The sequence below is a fragment of the Allocatelliglobosispora scoriae genome (assembly GCF_014204945.1).
Taxonomy (GTDB): Bacteria; Actinomycetota; Actinomycetes; order Mycobacteriales; family Micromonosporaceae; genus Allocatelliglobosispora; species Allocatelliglobosispora scoriae.
Window position 1 is genome coordinate 4,232,505 of sequence record NZ_JACHMN010000002.1, and the last position, 15,873, is coordinate 4,248,377.

15 protein-coding genes and 1 pseudogene are annotated in these 15,873 nt (G+C 68.9%); 8 read left to right on the plus strand and 8 right to left on the minus strand.

Translation table 11 applies throughout. The features are described from left to right. Positions 1–2: 2 nt before the first annotated feature. Positions 3–872: a hypothetical protein gene (locus F4553_RS24850; protein ID WP_184839798.1), complete on the minus strand. Its 870-nt coding sequence runs from the start codon at positions 870–872 to the stop codon at positions 3–5. A gap of 109 nt (positions 873–981) precedes the next feature. Between F4553_RS24850 and F4553_RS24855 the strand changes: the two genes are divergently transcribed. Continuing rightward, positions 982–2,103 (plus strand): hypothetical protein, encoded by a 1,122-nt coding sequence (locus F4553_RS24855; RefSeq protein ID WP_184839800.1) that lies wholly within the window; start codon positions 982–984, stop codon positions 2,101–2,103. Further along, entirely contained in the window at positions 2,100–3,065 is a 966-nt protein-coding gene (locus F4553_RS24860) for a GNAT family N-acetyltransferase (RefSeq protein ID WP_312875341.1), read from the plus strand. Before F4553_RS24855 ends, F4553_RS24860 begins: the two co-directional genes overlap by 4 nt. A gap of 87 nt (positions 3,066–3,152) precedes the next feature. On the opposite strand, the pseudogene F4553_RS41165 reads toward F4553_RS24860, so the two are convergent. After that, positions 3,153–3,596 (minus strand): annotated as a pseudogene (locus tag F4553_RS41165) (gamma-glutamylcyclotransferase family protein); the annotation flags it as partial. A 91-nt stretch (positions 3,597–3,687) separates the two neighbouring features. Between F4553_RS41165 and F4553_RS24870 the strand changes: the two are divergent. Beyond that, positions 3,688–5,091, plus strand: coding sequence for an NAD(P)H-quinone dehydrogenase (locus F4553_RS24870; RefSeq protein ID WP_184839804.1), 1,404 nt, complete (start codon positions 3,688–3,690; stop codon positions 5,089–5,091). Between the two features lie 117 nt (positions 5,092–5,208). Here F4553_RS24870 and F4553_RS24875 read toward each other — a convergent pair whose 3' ends face one another. Both F4553_RS24875 and F4553_RS24880 read right to left on the minus strand, forming a co-directional pair. Continuing rightward, entirely contained in the window at positions 5,209–6,648 is a 1,440-nt protein-coding gene (locus F4553_RS24875) for a GuaB1 family IMP dehydrogenase-related protein (protein ID WP_184839806.1), read from the minus strand. An 84-nt stretch (positions 6,649–6,732) separates the two neighbouring features. Further along, positions 6,733–8,487, minus strand: coding sequence for an acetyl/propionyl/methylcrotonyl-CoA carboxylase subunit alpha (locus F4553_RS24880; protein ID WP_184841191.1), 1,755 nt, complete (start codon positions 8,485–8,487; stop codon positions 6,733–6,735). 138 nt (positions 8,488–8,625) lie between these two features. Between F4553_RS24880 and F4553_RS24885 the strand changes: the two genes are divergently transcribed. From F4553_RS24885 to F4553_RS24900, 4 genes are all read left to right on the plus strand, one after another. Further along, positions 8,626–9,243 carry a PadR family transcriptional regulator gene (locus tag F4553_RS24885; protein WP_312875342.1) on the plus strand — a complete coding sequence of 206 codons (618 nt, stop codon included), beginning with the start codon at positions 8,626–8,628 and terminating at the stop codon, positions 9,241–9,243. A 46-nt stretch (positions 9,244–9,289) separates the two neighbouring features. Further along, on the plus strand, positions 9,290–10,240 hold the full coding sequence (locus F4553_RS24890; RefSeq protein WP_184841197.1) for an ATP-binding cassette domain-containing protein: 951 nt from the start codon (positions 9,290–9,292) through the stop codon (positions 10,238–10,240). 3 nt (positions 10,241–10,243) lie between these two features. After that, positions 10,244–10,999, plus strand: coding sequence for an ABC transporter permease (locus F4553_RS24895; protein WP_184839808.1), 756 nt, complete (start codon positions 10,244–10,246; stop codon positions 10,997–10,999). A gap of 86 nt (positions 11,000–11,085) precedes the next feature. Continuing rightward, positions 11,086–12,375: an MFS transporter gene (locus F4553_RS24900; protein ID WP_184839810.1), complete on the plus strand. Its 1,290-nt coding sequence runs from the start codon at positions 11,086–11,088 to the stop codon at positions 12,373–12,375. A gap of 63 nt (positions 12,376–12,438) precedes the next feature. Here F4553_RS24900 and F4553_RS24905 read toward each other — a convergent pair whose 3' ends face one another. From F4553_RS24905 to F4553_RS24915, 3 genes are read right to left on the minus strand one after another with little or no spacing between them, the layout of a single operon-like run. Continuing rightward, positions 12,439–13,101 carry an O-methyltransferase gene (locus F4553_RS24905; protein WP_184839812.1) on the minus strand — a complete coding sequence of 221 codons (663 nt, stop codon included), beginning with the start codon at positions 13,099–13,101 and terminating at the stop codon, positions 12,439–12,441. Beyond that, positions 13,098–13,736: a Maf family protein gene (locus F4553_RS24910; RefSeq protein ID WP_184839814.1), complete on the minus strand. Its 639-nt coding sequence runs from the start codon at positions 13,734–13,736 to the stop codon at positions 13,098–13,100. Before F4553_RS24910 ends, F4553_RS24905 begins: the two co-directional genes overlap by 4 nt. A 5-nt stretch (positions 13,737–13,741) precedes the next feature. After that, positions 13,742–13,948, minus strand: a complete 207-nt coding sequence (locus F4553_RS24915; RefSeq protein WP_246466521.1) for an acyl-CoA carboxylase subunit epsilon — start codon at positions 13,946–13,948, stop codon at positions 13,742–13,744. On the opposite strand from F4553_RS24915, the gene F4553_RS24920 reads away from it, so the two are divergent. Further along, a complete protein-coding gene (locus F4553_RS24920; RefSeq protein ID WP_246466523.1) occupies positions 13,947–15,344 on the plus strand; it encodes an HNH endonuclease signature motif containing protein in 1,398 nt (465 codons plus the stop codon). The two genes, F4553_RS24915 and F4553_RS24920, sit on opposite strands and share 2 nt — an antisense overlap. A gap of 4 nt (positions 15,345–15,348) precedes the next feature. On the opposite strand, the gene F4553_RS24925 is transcribed toward F4553_RS24920, so the two are convergent. Continuing rightward, positions 15,349–15,870, minus strand: coding sequence for a hypothetical protein (locus F4553_RS24925; RefSeq protein ID WP_184839817.1), 522 nt, complete (start codon positions 15,868–15,870; stop codon positions 15,349–15,351). Positions 15,871–15,873 lie beyond the last annotated feature (3 nt).

Sequence of the window (15,873 nt, forward strand, 5' to 3'; positions counted from 1 at the left end):
GCCTACGCGGCGGGTGCTTCGGTGCTCGCGACCGCGGGTGCATTGGAGACGGCACCGATCGGGGCCAGCATGACCTGGATCTTCGTCTGCGCCTGAAGCTGCTGGAGCTGGATCTGAAGGTCCTGGGCGGCGCCCGTGTAGCGCGGGCTCACCGACGACTTGGCCTCGTCGAGCGCCGTGACCAGCAGGTCGCGCACCCCGACGGCCGAGCCCATCGCCTCCTGGGTGAAGTTGCCCTGGAGCGTCTCGAAGGAGGGCTTGACGGTGCCGGGCTGCACCTGGAGGTTGTCGTAGGCCTCGTGCTGGTCAGCCTCGCTGGGCGCGGTCGACTTGGCCGTGGTGGCGAGGGCGTTCAGCGTCGTGCTGTACTCCGCGAAGAGCTTCACCAGGTCCGCGTCGGCGGGCAGGTTGTTCTGCGCTGCCGCGGTCGCCGTGTCGGCGGGCGGGACGGTGATGTTGTGCGACTTGGCGTAGATGTTGCCCGCATCCCGGACGACGAGCATGCGGATCACGGTCTGGCGCAGGTCGCCGAAGTTCTTGAGGGTCGTCGCCTGCTGGTCGGCGACTGCCTTGTCGACCTGGGCGGCGGCGTCCTCGGGCTTGATCTGACCGGCCTTGACGGCCTGATCGGTCTGGGTCTTCGCCTGCACCCGGATCTGGGCGACCAGCTTGGCGTCGAAGTCGTTGATGAGGTTGTCGACGTAGGTGTCGGTGTACTTCTCCGACCCGACATAGGCGGCGATCCCTGGCGTGGACCGGCAGGCGCTCAGCCCGGTGAGCGCCAACGCCGAGATGGCGACGACGGAGACGAGACGGCGACGCGACAGCACGGCATCCTCCAGGTGGTCATGAGACTCGGGCCACTGTCTCATGTTCCCGATCTCAGGGACATCTCGGGGGCGGATGGGTACCCATGACGGCGTGTCGCAGTGCAGAATCTCCGAGCAAGAACCCCTTGCCTGCTGCTGAAGATCACAGGACGTGACTGACGTGACCACCTCGACATTGCCGCGCACCGTCGCCGATTGGAAGACGCTGGCGCTGGCGGGCCCCAACGACGACCAGCGCCCGACCATGCTCAAGGTCGTCTACCGGTTCTGGTTGGTCGCCCTGGCGTTGAAGCTGATCGGGTCGACCTGGGACATGTCGTGGCACTTCAAGTGGCTCCGTGACGATCTGGCACCCCCGCACGACGTCAACACGGTGGGCACCGTCATCGCGGTCGCGCTCGTGATCTATCAGGTCCGTACGGGCCTGGGCCTGGACAAGATCAGCAAGTGGCTGCTGATCTGGGGTACCGGCACCTTCCTCATCGCGCTCCCGATCGACGTCCTCAACCACAAGATCAACGGGCTGGACATCACCGCCTGGAGCGGCAGCCACTCGCTGCTCTACACCGGCACGGCGCTGATGATTCTCGGCGTGGCGAGAAGTTGGCACATCACCACCCCGCCCGGCCGGGGCCGGACGATCGTCTCCATCGTGCTCTGGGGCTTCTTCCTGGAGAACGTGCTCTTCCCCAACCAGCACCAGGAGTACGGCGTGCTCTCCTTCGCCGCCTGGCTGCGCGGCGAGCCCTATGCCGAGCCGATCCTGCTGAAGTTCGCCGCCGACCAGCTCGGCCGCCCCGTCGACGACATCGCCGTACACGGCTTCGCGCTGCCGGTCGCCGACTGGGTCTACCCCGCGTGGATCGTCGGCGCCGCGCTGCTCTCCCTCGTCGCGGCCCGCAAGTTCGTCGGCTTCCGCTGGACCGCCACGGCGATCGCGGTCGGCTACGTCGCCTACCGGTGCCTCGCCTGGGAGCTGCTCACCCTCGCCCACTTCCCGCCGTCGGCCGTGCCGTTCGCGCTGATCGCCGGTGCCGTCGTCATCGACCTGGCGTTCCTGCTGAGCGCAGACGGGATCTCCGGCATCGCCGCCGCGGTGGGCGGAGCGGCCGGTGCGTCGGCCGCCTTCGCGGGCGCGCTGTGGCTGCAGGGCCGCTACCTGGAGGCGCCGCCGTCGACGTGGGCCGCGATCCCGATCGCCGGTGTCGTGCTCGCGATCGGCTGGGTGCTGGTGGAGAAATACGCTGGACAGCGCCGTTCTAATGAAGCGTGACCGACACACTGTCTGCAGACACGCTGCCTGAGGGGTGGAGCCTCCGCCACCCCACCCTGGACGACGTTCCAGCGATCCTGGCCGTCGCCCACGCGAGCGACATCGCCGCCGTCGGCGCGCCCGACTTCTCGACCGAGGACGTGCTGGAGGCCCTCACCGGTCCGTATGTCGATCCGGCTAAGGACAGCTGGGTGGCGCTCGATCCGGACGGCGCGATCGTCGCGTGGGCGTTCATCGAGAACGGCGCCGGGGGACCCCGCGAGTTCGTGGAGGTCTATGTCGACCCCGCCCGTGGCGCTGCGGCTCGGCGTACCCTGCTGATGCTCGCCCTGGCCCGGGTGCCGCAGCGCGCGGCGGAGCTCGGCCACCCGCGGATCACCGCGCGGGCGGGTGCGATCCCGACCGAGACGGAGTACATCGCGCTGCTGAAGGAGGTGGGTTTCACCTTCATCAAGCGGTACGCCAGGATGCTGATCGAGCTGCCCGTGTCGCTCCCGCAGGAGCTGCCCGAGGGCGTGGAGATCCGCACCATCACCCGCGACGACCTGCCGGTCTTCCACCGGGTCTTCGACACCGCGTTCCGCGACACGCCGGATTACCAGCCCGCGCCCCTGGACGTGTTCCTGCAGCGCTACGTCGACTCGGCCGAGGTCCGCTGGGACGAGTGGTTCCTCGCCACGGTCGACGGCGAGCCGGCCGGTGTCCTGCAATCATCGGACCAGGCGCTCGACCAGAACGAGGGCTGGGTCAAGCACCTGGCCGTGCTGAAGGAGCACCGTCGGCGCGGTGTCGGGCAGGCCCTGCTGGCGCGCGCCTTCGGCGTCTACGCGAGCAAGGGCCGCACCCTGGCCGGCCTCGGTGTCGACCTCGCCAATCCGACCGAGGCGGTCCGGCTCTACCACGCCGTCGGCATGCACGCGAAGTACGAAGCCGACATCTTCGAGCTGCCCGCCGAGGACTGATCGTCAGGCCGGATCCGGGTCCTGGGTCGGATCCGGAACCGGGTCCGTGATCGGATCGGCTCCGGTCGGCTCGGGCGGCAGGCCTCCGCTGCTGGTGGGGCGGGCGCGCAGCGCGGTGACGTAGTCGTCGGGTGCGCCCGCCTTCGCCGCGGCACTGGCTATCTCGTTCAGGTACCACGAGGTCGGCATGCCGCCCTCGTAACCGTCGAAGATGTAGACCCAGGCGGTGACCTCACCGTCGAGGGTGGCGACGCGGACGGTGAGCTTGCGGTACGCGCCCGCGTCCACACCCTCCACCTCGTCCAGGCCGGTCTCGTCCCACGGGTGGACGTCATAGAGGGACACGAAGACGCGGTCGCCCTCTGACTCGACAATGGTGGTGACCGCACCTTCCCAGCCGAAACCTTCTTCGCCTGCGAACGTGAGTCGCCACCCTTCCAGCCAGCCAACGCCGATCATGGGAGAGTGTGGGCAGTAGGCTCGCATCCGAGCGGGATCGAGGTTTGAGCCGTACGCAGCGTAATGACGCACGGCGATGACGATAGTCGGTGTGCGGCGTACGAGAGAATACGGCGTGGCGTGTCGCGTCTGGAGTGACGATGGTGCAAGTGGGGGAAATGCCGTGAACCGGATTGTGATCATCGGTGGTGGACCGGCCGGATACGAAGCCGCGCTCGTCGCCGCACAGCTCGACGCCGATGTCACCGTGGTCGAGAACGACGGTGCCGGCGGTGCCTGCGTGCTGCACGACTGCGTGCCGTCGAAGACCTTCATCGCCAGCTCGGACGTGGTGACGGGCTACCGGGACACCGAGGATTTCGGCGTACACTCGGATGGTCTTGAAGCGATCACCGTGGATGCGTCGGCGGTGCACGGTCGCGTGAAGCGACTCGCGCTCGCTCAATCCACGGACATCCATAACAAGTTGATAAAAGCTGGTGTGACGGTCGTCCGCGGCAGCGCGAGATTGGGCGAGGACACCCTCGGCCACTCCCACCGCGTGAAGATCAAGCCGCAAAGTGGTGACGCTGAGTATTCGGTCGACGCCTCAACGGTCTTGATAGCCACCGGGGCGACGCCGCGACAGCTCCCCGACGCCGTCCCGGACGGCGAGCGCATCCTCACCTGGCGACAGGTGTACGACCTGCCCACACTCCCTGCGCACCTCGTCGTCGTCGGCTCCGGCGTCACCGGCGCGGAGTTCGCCTCGGCCTATCTCGCGATGGGCGTCCGCGTCACGCTCGTCTCCAGCCGCGACCGGGTCATGCCGCACGAGGACGCCGACGCCGCGATGGCGATCGAGCGGGTCTTCCGCAACCGCGGCATGAACATCATGAACAACTCCCGCGCCACCGCCGTCCGCCGCAACGGCGACGAGGTCGTCGTCGAGCTCGCCACGGGGGAGACGGTCACCGGCTCGCACGTCCTGATGGCGGTCGGTTCCGTGCCCAACACGGCCAACCTCGGCCTCGCCGAGTACGGCGTGGCGATGTCGCCGGGCGGCTACATCGCCGTGGACCGGGTCAGCCGCACCAACATCTCCGGCGTCTACGCCGCGGGCGACTGCACCGGCGTGCTGCCGCTGGCGAGCGTCGCGGCGATGCAGGGCCGGATCGCGATGTGGCACACCCTCGGCGAGGCGGTCGCGCCGCTGCGCCTGAAGTCCGTCGCCGCGAACGTCTTCACCGACCCCGAACTCGCCACGGTCGGCGTCAGCCAGACCGACGTGAGCACCGGAAAGGTGCTGGCCCGCGAGGTGATGCTGCCGCTGGGCGGCAACGCCCGGGCCAAGATGTCCGGTCAGGAGGACGGCTTCATCAAGCTCTTCTGCCGCCCCTCCTCGGGGCTCGTCATCGGCGGCGTGGTCGTCTCCCCGAAGGCGAGCGAGCTGATCATGCCGATCACGATGGCGGTCGCCAATCACATGACGGTCGACCAGCTGGCCCACACGATCACGATCTACCCGTCCCTGACGGGCTCGATCGCCGAGGCCGCCCGCCAGTTGATGCAGGCCGAGCCCGACTGAATTTTAATGCTGGACACGCCGTGAAAACCGCAACAAAAGTCAGGATCAACTCGCGCTGGAGTTGATCCTGACTTTTGTTGCACTCCTGACGGCGTGTCCAGCATTAAAATTCAGGGGCTACCAGCCGGCGGGCAGGGGCTTGCCCTCGCTGTAGCCGGCCGCGCTCTGGACGCCGACCAGGGCCCGCTCGTGGAGCTCGGGCAGGCTGCGGGCACCGGCGTAGGTGCAGGCGCTGCGTACGCCGCTGATGATCTCGTCGATGAGGTCCTCGACGCCGGGCCGCTTCGGGTCCAGGTACATCCGCGCCGACGAGATCCCCTCCTCGAAGGTCGCCTTGCGGGCCCGGTCGAACGGCGAGTCGTCGGCCGTACGCGCGCTCACCGCCCGTGCCGAGGCCATGCCGAAGGACTCCTTGTACCGCCGCCCCTCGGCATCGGTGAAGAGGTCGCCGGGTGACTCGAAGGTGCCGGCGAACCACGATCCGATCATCACGTTGGCGGCCCCGGCGGCGAGCGCGAGGGCCACGTCGCGGGGGTGGCGTACGCCGCCGTCGGCCCAGACGTGCCGCCCCAGCTCCCGGGCCGCCGCCGCGCAGTCGAGGACGGCGGAGAACTGCGGCCGCCCCACACCGGTCATCATCCGCGTCGTGCACATCGCACCGGGCCCGACACCGACCTTGACGATGTCCGCACCGGCCTCGATCAGGTCGCGGGTGCCGTCGGCGGTGACCACATTGCCCGCCGCGATCGGCACGCCCGGGTCGAGGGCCCGGATGGTGCGCAACGCGCTGATCATGCGCTCCTGGTGACCGTGCGCGGTATCCACGACCAGCGTGTCCACCCCCGCCGAGAGCAGGGCCGCCGCCTTGCCCGCCACGTCGCCGTTGATGCCGACCGCCGCCGCGATCCGCAACCGGCCCTTGTCGTCCACGGCCGGCTTGTAGATCGTCGCCCGCAGCGCTCCGGGCCTGGTCACCACGCCGACGAGCCGGCCGTCGTGGTCGACCACCGGAGCCAGGCGGTGCCGTCCGGCGTAGAGCAGGTCGAACGCCTCGCGGGGGGTCGCGTGCGCGGGGACCGTCGTCAGCTCCGTCGACATCACGTGCTTGAGCTGGGCGAACCGGTCGACGCCGAGAGTGTCGGCCTCGGTCACCACCCCCTCGGGGCGCCCCTGTTCATCGACGACGATCACCGCGTTGTGGGACTTCTTGGGCAGCAGGTGGATCGCGTCGCCGACAGTGTCGCCCGGAGCGAGCGTGATCGCGGTGTCGTGGACCAGGTGGCGCCGCTTGACCCAGCTGACGACCTCGGCCACCACGTCCAGGGGGATGTCCTGCGGGATGATGACGAGCCCGCCCCGGCGCGCCACGGTCTCGGCCATCCGCCTGCCCGCCACGGCCGTCATGTTCGCGACGACCAGGGGGATCGTGGTGCCCGTACCGTCCGAGGTGGATAGATCGACGTCGAGCCGGGAACCGATCTCGGACCGGACCGGCGCCATGAAGACGTCGTCATAGGTGAGATCGTGCGCCGGTGCGTTGCCCGTGAGAAACCGCATGACGCCATCCTGCCCGGCGAGGCCGGAGATTGCGTCGCAATCCGGGGGACTGCGCAACCTGGAGAGTCGTGCGGCGGGTCACGGTCACTTGATGTCGCAGATCACCGTGCCCGGGGTCAGGACGTCGCCGACCTTGGCGGAGAGCCCGCTGATCACACCGGCCTTGTGGGCGGTGAGCGGCTGCTCCATCTTCATCGCCTCCAGGACGACGATCAGGTCGCCCTCGGCCACCTCGTCGCCCTCGGCCACACCGATCTTCACCAGGGTGCCCTGCATCGGGGCGGCGAGCGAGTCACCGCTGGCGGCGGCCTTCGCCCCGCCCTTGCCTCGGCGCTTCGCCGAACCCGTGCCTGCGGTGGCGGGGGCGGCGGTGTGCGTACCCCCGAAGGTTGCGGGCAGGGAGACGGCCAGGCGGCGGCCGGCGACCTCGACCACGACGGTGGTCCGGGCCTCGCCCTCGGTCGGGACCTCGGCCGCGTGGTCGAAGGGCGGGACGGTGTTGTCCCACTCCGTCTCGATCCATCGCGTGTGGACGGTGAAGGGCTCGCCGGTGAAGGCCGCGTCGCGCACGATCAGCCGGTGGAACGGCAGCGCGGTCGCCATGCCTTCCAGGACCATCTCGTCGAGTACGCGACGGGAGCGCTCGAGTGCCTCCTGACGGGTCGCGCCGGTGACGATCACCTTGGCGAGCAGCGAGTCGAAGTTGCCGCCGATGACGCTGCCGCTCTCGATGCCGGTGTCCACCCGGACGCCGGGCCCGGCGGGCAGGACCAGCCTGGTCACGGTGCCCGGCGCGGGCAGGAACCCGCGGCCGGGGTCCTCGCCGTTGATCCGGAACTCGATGCTGTGGCCGCGCGGAATCGGGTCCTCCGTGCTGTGCAGCCTCTCGCCCGCGGCGATGCGGAACTGCTCGCGGACGAGGTCGATGCCCGCGGTCTCCTCGGTGACCGGGTGCTCGACCTGGAGCCGGGTGTTGACCTCCAGGAAGGAGATCGTCCCGTCCTGGCCGACCAGATACTCCACCGTCCCGGCACCGTGGTAGCCCGCCTCGCGGCAGATCGCCTTGGCGCTGGAGTGGATCTCGCTGCGCTGCGCGTCGGTGAGGAAGGGCGCGGGCGCCTCCTCGACCAGCTTCTGGTGCCGGCGCTGCAGCGAGCAGTCGCGGGTGCCGACGACGATGACGTTGCCGTGCGTGTCGGCGAGGACCTGTGCCTCGACGTGCCGGGGCCGGTCGAGGTAGCGCTCGACGAAGCACTCGCCCCGGCCGAACGCCGCGACCGCCTCGCGGGTGGCGGAGTCGAAGAGCTCCGGGATCTCCTCCATCGTGCGGGCGACCTTGAGGCCGCGCCCGCCGCCGCCGAAGGCCGCCTTGATCGCGACCGGCAGCCCGTGCTCCTGCGCGAACGCCGTCACCGCCGCCGCGTCGGGCACGGGATCCGGCGTGCCCGGGACGAGCGGTGCACCCGCCCGCTGCGCGATGTGCCGCGCGGTGACCTTGTCGCCGAGGTCGCGGATCGCCTGCGGGGTCGGCCCGATCCAGGTCATCCCGGCGTCCATGACCGCCTGGGCGAACTCGGCATTCTCGGAGAGGAAGCCGTAGCCGGGGTGCACGGCATCGGCACCGGCGCGTCGCGCGATCTCGATGATCTTGTCGATCCGCAGGTAGGTCTCGGCCGCCGTCTCGCCCTCCAGGGCGAACGCGTCGTCGGCGAGCGTGGCGTGCAACGCGTCGCGGTCGGAGTCGGCGTAGATCGCCACGCTGCGCAGACCTGCGTCGCGGCAGGCGCGGATGACGCGGCAGGCGATCTCGCCGCGATTGGCGATCAGCACAGTGGACAGCACGTTCATATGCTCCTCCGGGCGGGGTCCTCTCCGGAGCCTATCGGCATTGTTGATCATTAACGAGCGGTAAGGTTCTGTGTGATCGGATGCACAGGTGGGCGCGGACTACTCAAAGTTGAGTATTACGCTTAAGTCGTGTCCACAACTCGCATGATGATTCTCGGCATCGTCTCCTGGATGCAGCCGGTGCACGGCTACGACGTCCGCCGCGAGCTCGTGAGCTGGAACGCCGACAAGTGGGCCAAGATCCAACCTGGCTCGATCTACCACGCGCTGAAGAAGCTGACCGAGGAGGGCCTGCTCCGCGAGGTCGGCACGGAGCAGATGGGCGCCCGGCCGGAGCGGCGGACCTACGAGATCACGCCGAAGGGTCGCGATGTCTTCGAGGAGCTGCTGCGCGGGGAGTGGTGGGAGCTCAACCTGCCGATAGACCCGTTCCAGGCTGCCTTCGCCTTCCTGCCGGCGCTGCCGCGCAAGGAGGCCGCCGCCGCGCTCCGGCACCGGGCCAGGATGCTGCGAGCTGCGACCGAGGGCTTCCGGGACATGATCGACACCGGAGTGTCGGGTATCAACAAGCCGATCCACGTCCGGTGGATGTTCGAGCTGTGGATCGCCCGCTCCGAAGGGGAGATCGCCTGGTGCGATCGAGTGGCTGAGCAGGTCGAATCGGGAGTGTCGTACCTGCCTGACACAGTCACCTCCGAGGAGCAGGCGGAGGGCTGGGACGGCTTCCGTGATCAACTCACGGAATAATCAAACTTGACGAAAAAAGTTATATCGCGTTAGGCTCGCGGTCATGATGATCGAAACGAAGGGTCTGCGGAAGTCGTTCCGCTCCCGGGAGGGCCGCGACACCAAACTGGTCGAGGCCGTCCGCGGGGTCGACCTCGTCGTCGAGCCGGGAGAGATCTTCGGGTTCCTCGGCCCCAACGGCGCGGGCAAGACCACGACGCTGCGCATGCTCGCCACCCTGCTCACCCCCGACGACGGCACCGCCACCATCGCGGGCGTCGACCTGCGCCGCGACCCGGGTGAGGTCCGCCGCCGCATCGGCTATGTCGCGCAGGGCGGCAGCACGTGGGACGACTCGACGGCCCGCGAGGAGCTCGTCCTCCAGTCCCGCCTCTACGGCTTCAGCAAGGCCGACGCCGCCCGCCGGGCCGAGACCGCCCTCGCGGCCTTCCAGCTCACGGAGTATGCGGACCGCAAGTGCAAGACCTACTCCGGTGGTCAGCGCCGCCGGGTCGACATCGCGCTCGGCATCATCCACGAGCCGCAGATCGTCTTCCTCGACGAGCCGACCACCGGCCTCGACCCGCAGAGCCGCGCACACATGTGGGACGAGGTGCGCCGCCTGCGTGACGAGGGCATGACGATCTTCCTCACCACGCACTACCTCGACGAGGCCGACGCGCTCTGCGACCGCATCTCGATCATGGATCACGGTCAGATCGTGGCCGAGGGCACACCGGAGTCGCTCAAGCAGGAGATCTCCGGCGACGTGGTCAACGTCTCGCTCGCCTCGCCGACCGCTGCGGCCGAGCTGCTCGACACGGCCGAGTTCGTGCGCAAGCTCGAGACGATCGACGGCGGTCTGCGCCTCTACGTCGAGGACGGCGGCACGGCGATCCCGCTGATCCTCCGGGCGCTCGACGGCGCCGGCATCGCGCTGGGCTCGGTGGAGCTGCACCGGCCGAGCCTCGACGACGTCTTCCTGACCAAGACCGGCCGCACGCTTCGGGAGAGCTGAGCCATGAAGATTTTCCGCGATACCTGGCTCATCTTCTCCAGGCAGTTCCAGCTGCTGCTGCGCAACCCGGTCTGGCTGATCGTCGGCATCGTCCAGCCCGTCTTCTACCTCTTCCTCTTCGCCCCGCTGCTCAAGCCGGCCCTCGGCGCGCAGACCAACGCGGAGGCCTACCAGGTCTTCGTGCCGGGCCTGCTCGTCATGCTGGCGATCTTCGGTGCGCTCTTCACCGGCTTCGGTCTCATCGCCGAGCTGCGGGCGGGCGTCATCGAGCGCAGCCGGGTCACCCCGGTCAGCCGGGTCGCCCTGCTGCTCGGCCGCTCGCTTCGCGACGTCGTCTCGCTGCTCTTCCAGGCGGTGCTGATCACGGTGCTGGCGATCCCGTTCGGGCTCTCCGTCAACATCGGCGACGTGCTGCTCGCCTACATCCTGCTCGGCCTGATCACTCTGCTCTGCTCCGCCGTGTCCTACGGTGTGGCGCTCAAGGTGCGCAGCGAGGACGCGCTGGCCCCGCTGCTCAACACGGTCAGCCAGCCGGTCCTGCTCACCGCGGGCATCCTGCTGCCGCTGACACTGGCACCGGTCTGGCTGCGCAACGTCTCCAAGTGGAACCCGTTCTCCTGGGCGGTCGACGGTGTGCGGGCGCTCTTCGCCGGTGAAGCCGCTTCCGCCGTCGTCTGGCAGTCCGGGCTGATCATCGTGGGCCTCACCGCCCTCGCGGTCTTCTGGGCCGCTCGCTCATTCGCCAAGTCGGTCCGCTGACGGGCCCAGCCTCCGTTGTGAGGTAGCGCAGGTCACAGCGTTTCGGCTGAGGTGCCACGCTGTGACCTGCGCGTAGCTTTGATCACGTGCCCCGCCTTCTCCGCGACCCGATCACCTGGTTGATCTACGCTCAGTTAGCCCTCTGGGGCTACTTCAACTACGGGTTCGGGCCGATCGTGCCGCTGCTGCGCGACGAGGAGCACACCTCCAGCGGGGTCGCCAGCCTGCACAGCACCGCCATCGCCGCCGGAGCCATGATCGGCGGCGCCACGTTCCCCGTTCTCGCCCGTCGATGGGGTCGCGGTAACGTCATGTGGGCCGCCGTCGCGGCGATCGCGCTCTGCACCGTCGGCTTCGTCGCTCTCCCGGCCCGGCTGCCGCTCACCCTCAGCCTCGCCGCGATCATCGCGGTCTTCGGGATCCTGCTCGTCAGCGGTGTCGTCTCCGCCCTCTCCGAGCACCACGGCCCGGCCGGGCCCGCCGCGCTCAGCGAGGCCAACGCCGCCGCCTGTGCGGCCGGCCTCGTCGCGCCGCTCGTCATCGGCGCCACGGTCAACGCCGGCTGGGGCTGGCGTCCCGGCCTCGCCGTCCTGATCGCGCTCGTCGTGATCGTCGCGGTGATCGCGTTCACCCGGGGGGTACGCGTGCCGTCCGGCTCCGTCGCCCCGGCCACCGCGAAGGGTGTGACCCGAGGCGCTCTGCCCAGGGCATACTGGATCGCCTGGACCATGATGGCCGTCACCGGCTCGGTCGAGGTCGGCCTCTCGATGTGGACCGTCGACGTGCTGCGGACCAACGTAGGCATGGCCTCCGGTTCCGCCGCCGCGCTGATCTCCGCCATCCTCGCCGGCATGTTCATCGGCCGGCTCTTCGGTGCCCGGCTGACCCTGCGGCTGCCGGTGATCCCGCTCTATCTCGCCGCGCTCGCCACCAGTGCGGTCGGCTTCGCGATCTTCTGGACGGCGGGTTCGCCGGTTCAGGCGGGGGCTGGTCTCGTGGTTCTCGGACTCGGGAATGCGCTGCACTACCCGCTCGTGATCGCGCTGGCGGTGCAGGTGTCGCCGGGGCAGGCGGACCGAGCGGCAGCCGCGTCGGCGTACTCGATGGGGCTGAGCTTCGGGGCCGGTCCGCTGGTGTTGGGGCTCATCGCGGACCGGGTCGGCGCGCACGCTGCGTTTCTGCTGGTGCCGTTGCTGCTGCTGCTCGCCGGGTTCCTGGCGTGGCGGTTGAGCCTGGCGCTACGACCTGCTGCCCCGGATTCGTCGGCTGCCGGTGCGGCCTCGGCGGCTGAGCTGCTGGCGGAGGCTCCGATCATCGAAAGCCTGACGCCGGCTGTGGCATCGTCGGCATCGTCGTCGGGCTCGGTTCGCGGCTGATCGTTCAGCCGCGAATCCGTACCCGGCCGGCATTGGTCTTCAGGTTTTGATCTTTGTTTGCTGCTAGAGCTTGCGGGCCAGGGTCAGGCCGTCGCCGATCGGCAGCATCGTGGCCTGGACCCGCTTGTCCGCGGCGACCATGTCGTTGAAGGCGACGATCGCCGCGGTGCTCTCGTCGTGCTCGCTCGCCGGGTCGAGCACCCGCCCGGACCAGAGCACGTTGTCGACCGCGATGATCCCGCCCTGGCGAAGCCGCGGCACCAACTCGCCCCAGTAGGTCGCGTAGCCCGGCTTGTCGGCGTCGATGAAGACGAAGTCCAGGTAGGCCTCGTTCGGCAGCTCCGGCAGAAGCTCTGCCGCCGCGCCGAGTCGCAGCTCGATCCGGTCGTCGACACCCGCTCGTGCCCAGTAGCGCCGGGCGATCGACGTGTACTCCTCGGAGATGTCGAAACAGACCAGCTTGCCGCCCGGCGCCATGCCCCGCGCCAGGGCGAGCGAGCTCAGCCCGGTGAACGTGCCGACCTCGACCGCGTTACGCACGTTGAGCGACGCCGCCAGCAGGGTGAACAACGCCGCCTGCTCGGGCGAGATCTGCATCCGCGACACACCGCCGAGTGCCCGAGCGGTCTCCTCGGCGAGCTCGGTGAGGATGTCGTCGGGCGGTGTGCCGTGCGCGACGAGGTAGTCGTGCATCGCGGTGTCAAGGGTGATCGACTGGCGGCTCATGCCTTCAGATTAGTGCGCCAGAGCGCCGAGATCGCGATATCCAGCTCTCCGAGCAGGCCACGCAGCGTGGGCAGCGACAGGCCGATGACGTTGCTCGGATCGCCCTCGATCCTGTCCACATACGGCGAGCTGAGCCCGTCCAGCGTGAACGAGCCGGCCACGTGCAGGGGTTCGCCGGAGGCGACGTACGTCTCGATCTCGTCATCGCTGACGTCGGCGAAGTGCACGACCGTCGAAGCGACCCGCTCCACCGCCTTGCCCGTGGCGAGCTTGATCAGGCAGTGTCCGGTGTGCAGCACACCGGACTTGCCGCGCATCGCCTGCCAGCGGTGGAACGCCTCGTCAGGGTCCTTGGGCTTGCCCAGCGCCTGGCCCTCGAAGGCGAGCAGCGAATCGCAGCCCAGGACCAGCAGGCCGCCCGCCGGGCGCTCGGTGTGCTTGAGGCGATCGGCCACGGCATGTGCCTTCATCCGGGCCAGCACTCCGCAGAGCGTCTCGGGCCGGTTGGCGTTGACGCTCTCCTCATCGACCCCGCTGACCAGGATCTCAGCGTCGATGCCCGCGTCGCTGAGCAGCTTGCGACGGGCAGGGCTCGCCGAGGCGAGGATGATCGACGGGGCGTGGTGTGCGTACACCCCGGTCACCTGGGCAGACCGCTGACGCGCCAGGCGTCCGGACCGCGAGTCGCCGATGCGCTGGGAAGACCGCTGGCCCACCAGGCGGAGACCGCCGTCGGCGCGGCCGGCTCGGTCCGTGCTCCAGCCCATCCGACGAGTACGCCCACCAGCGCGGCGATCTCATCGGTGGTGGGGTTGCCCCGCAGAACGGTGATCACATCATCACTCATGGCGTTCATCCTGCCAGAGGTGTGCCCGATCGGTCGTGAGGGATTGTTGTCGTACGGGCGTTCTAATGTGGTGAGCGTGATGACGGGGGTCGTTGAGCTGGGCTTGGGCTTGGATGCCTGTTCCGTGAGCTCGCCGATCTACCTCTCCGACGACGAGCTGGTCGAGTCGGCCGACGCAGTGATGGTGGCCGTGTCGCGCCTGGCGGCGGTTCAGGCCGGGCTGGTGCGTGAGATCGACGGGCGCGGGCTGGCGAAGAAGTTGGGCGCGTCGTCGACCCTGGCATGGCTGAAGGCGCGATATCTGCTCGCCGGTCCGTCGGCAGCGCGGTTGGTGAAGCTGGCCGTCGAGGCCGAACACGACGCTCCGGCCGCGTCGGCGGCGCTGGCTGACGGTGCGGTCAATGCTGATCAGGTGCTGGCGATCGCTGCCGCGGTGCGTGAGCTCCCCGGTGAGTTGGATGCGGAGACGCGGCATAAGGCTGAAGCGCAGCTGGTCGAGTTCGCCGCCATCCATGATCCGGTGACCCTCTCCACCCTGGGTCGGCGGATTCTCGACACGGTCGATCCCGAGGCCTCCGAGGCACGGGAGGCGGAGTTGCTGCGCAAGCAGGAAGAGCGGGCCTACAACGCGCGAGCCTTCAACCTGTCATCTGATCACTTGACCGGTCGGGTGAAGGTCTCCGGATGGCTCGACGGTGAGAGCGCGGCGATTGTGCGGGCGGCGATCGATCCGCTCTGCGCCCCAGGGCGGTCCCGACTGCGTTCGGGTGCCTCTGCCGAGTCATCGGTTGCCGAGGGCGGACCGGCAGAGTCGGATGTGGTCGATGACCGCTCGCCGACGCAGCGACGCGCCGATGCTCTCGTCGATGTGTGCCGCCTCGCGCTGGCGACCGGGGATCTGCCCGACAACGGCGGCGAGCGGCCGCAGTTGGCAGTGATGGCGGAGTTCGACGTGCTGACCGGGCAGCTGAAGGCCGGGACCCTGGAGACGGGGGAGCGGTTGTCGCCGGAGGCGGTGCGACGGATCGCGTGCGACTGCGGTCTTCTGCCGGGTGTGATGGACGGGACCGGCTCGGTACTGGATCTGGGTCGGGAGCGGCGGGCGTGGACGGGAGCCGCACGTAAGGCGATCCTGCTGCGGGATCGTGGATGCGTGTTCCCGGGGTGTGACCGGCCGCCGCGCTGGACGGATATTCACCATGTCGCCCAGTGGCAGCATGGCGGTGGCACGGATCGGGACAACGGGGCTGCGTTCTGCGGTCACCACCACCGGGTGATTCACCAGGGGCACTGGCAGGTGCGGATTGCTTCGGACGGATTGCCGGAGCTGATCCCACCTGCCTATGTCGACCGTCAGCGCAGGCCGCGGCGCAACAGGTACCATCGGCGGCCCTAGGCAGTTAGTACAGCGGCTTTCCATCCGGTCCGAGCGCGGTTGTGCCGGAGTTGTCGGTGCTGCCGGTGGTCGCCGGTACCTGCGTCGTCGGCAGGATCGGTATTGCGGTGCTGCTCGGCTGTGTGCTGCCATCGTCGCGAGCGGCGGGCGCATCCGCCATGAGCCGTTCGACATAGCCGACCTTCGCGCCTGAATACGCGTCGGCCTCACCGTAATTGTTGCTGATCTCCTTGGCCGCGCTGCCAAAGGCGAAGATCCCGTCCGCGTGTCGGGCGAGACTGGTGGTTGTCTCGACACGGACCGTTCGATGAGTGGCGAGGGCGTCGACGAGCTCGAAGAACTCCGCTGAGGAATAGCCGTCCGGGACGCTCATGTCATCGAATATCTTCATTGCATGCGGCTTGTAGTCCAGATCGAGCTCGGCGATGAGCGAGTTGCCAAACTTAAGTAGAGTAGCCACGTCGACGTTGACGTCGCCGTAGTCTCGCAGCCAGCGAGGTCCGAGGTCTTCCTCCGAAATGGCCATTGC

Coding starts and splice junctions, on each gene's coding strand:
- F4553_RS24925 (WP_184839817.1), bottom strand. CDS start 15,870: ATGGCCATTTCGGAGGAAGACCTCGGACCTCGCTGGCTGCGAGACTAC.
- F4553_RS24890 (WP_184841197.1), top strand. CDS start 9,290: ATGATCGAAACGAAGGGTCTGCGGAAGTCGTTCCGCTCCCGGGAGGGC.
- F4553_RS24895 (WP_184839808.1), top strand. CDS start 10,244: ATGAAGATTTTCCGCGATACCTGGCTCATCTTCTCCAGGCAGTTCCAG.
- F4553_RS24920 (WP_246466523.1), top strand. CDS start 13,947: ATGGCGTTCATCCTGCCAGAGGTGTGCCCGATCGGTCGTGAGGGATTG.
- F4553_RS24915 (WP_246466521.1), bottom strand. CDS start 13,948: ATGAGTGATGATGTGATCACCGTTCTGCGGGGCAACCCCACCACCGAT.
- F4553_RS24905 (WP_184839812.1), bottom strand. CDS start 13,101: ATGAGCCGCCAGTCGATCACCCTTGACACCGCGATGCACGACTACCTC.
- F4553_RS24850 (WP_184839798.1), bottom strand. CDS start 872: ATGAGACAGTGGCCCGAGTCTCATGACCACCTGGAGGATGCCGTGCTG.
- F4553_RS24875 (WP_184839806.1), bottom strand. CDS start 6,648: ATGCGGTTTCTCACGGGCAACGCACCGGCGCACGATCTCACCTATGAC.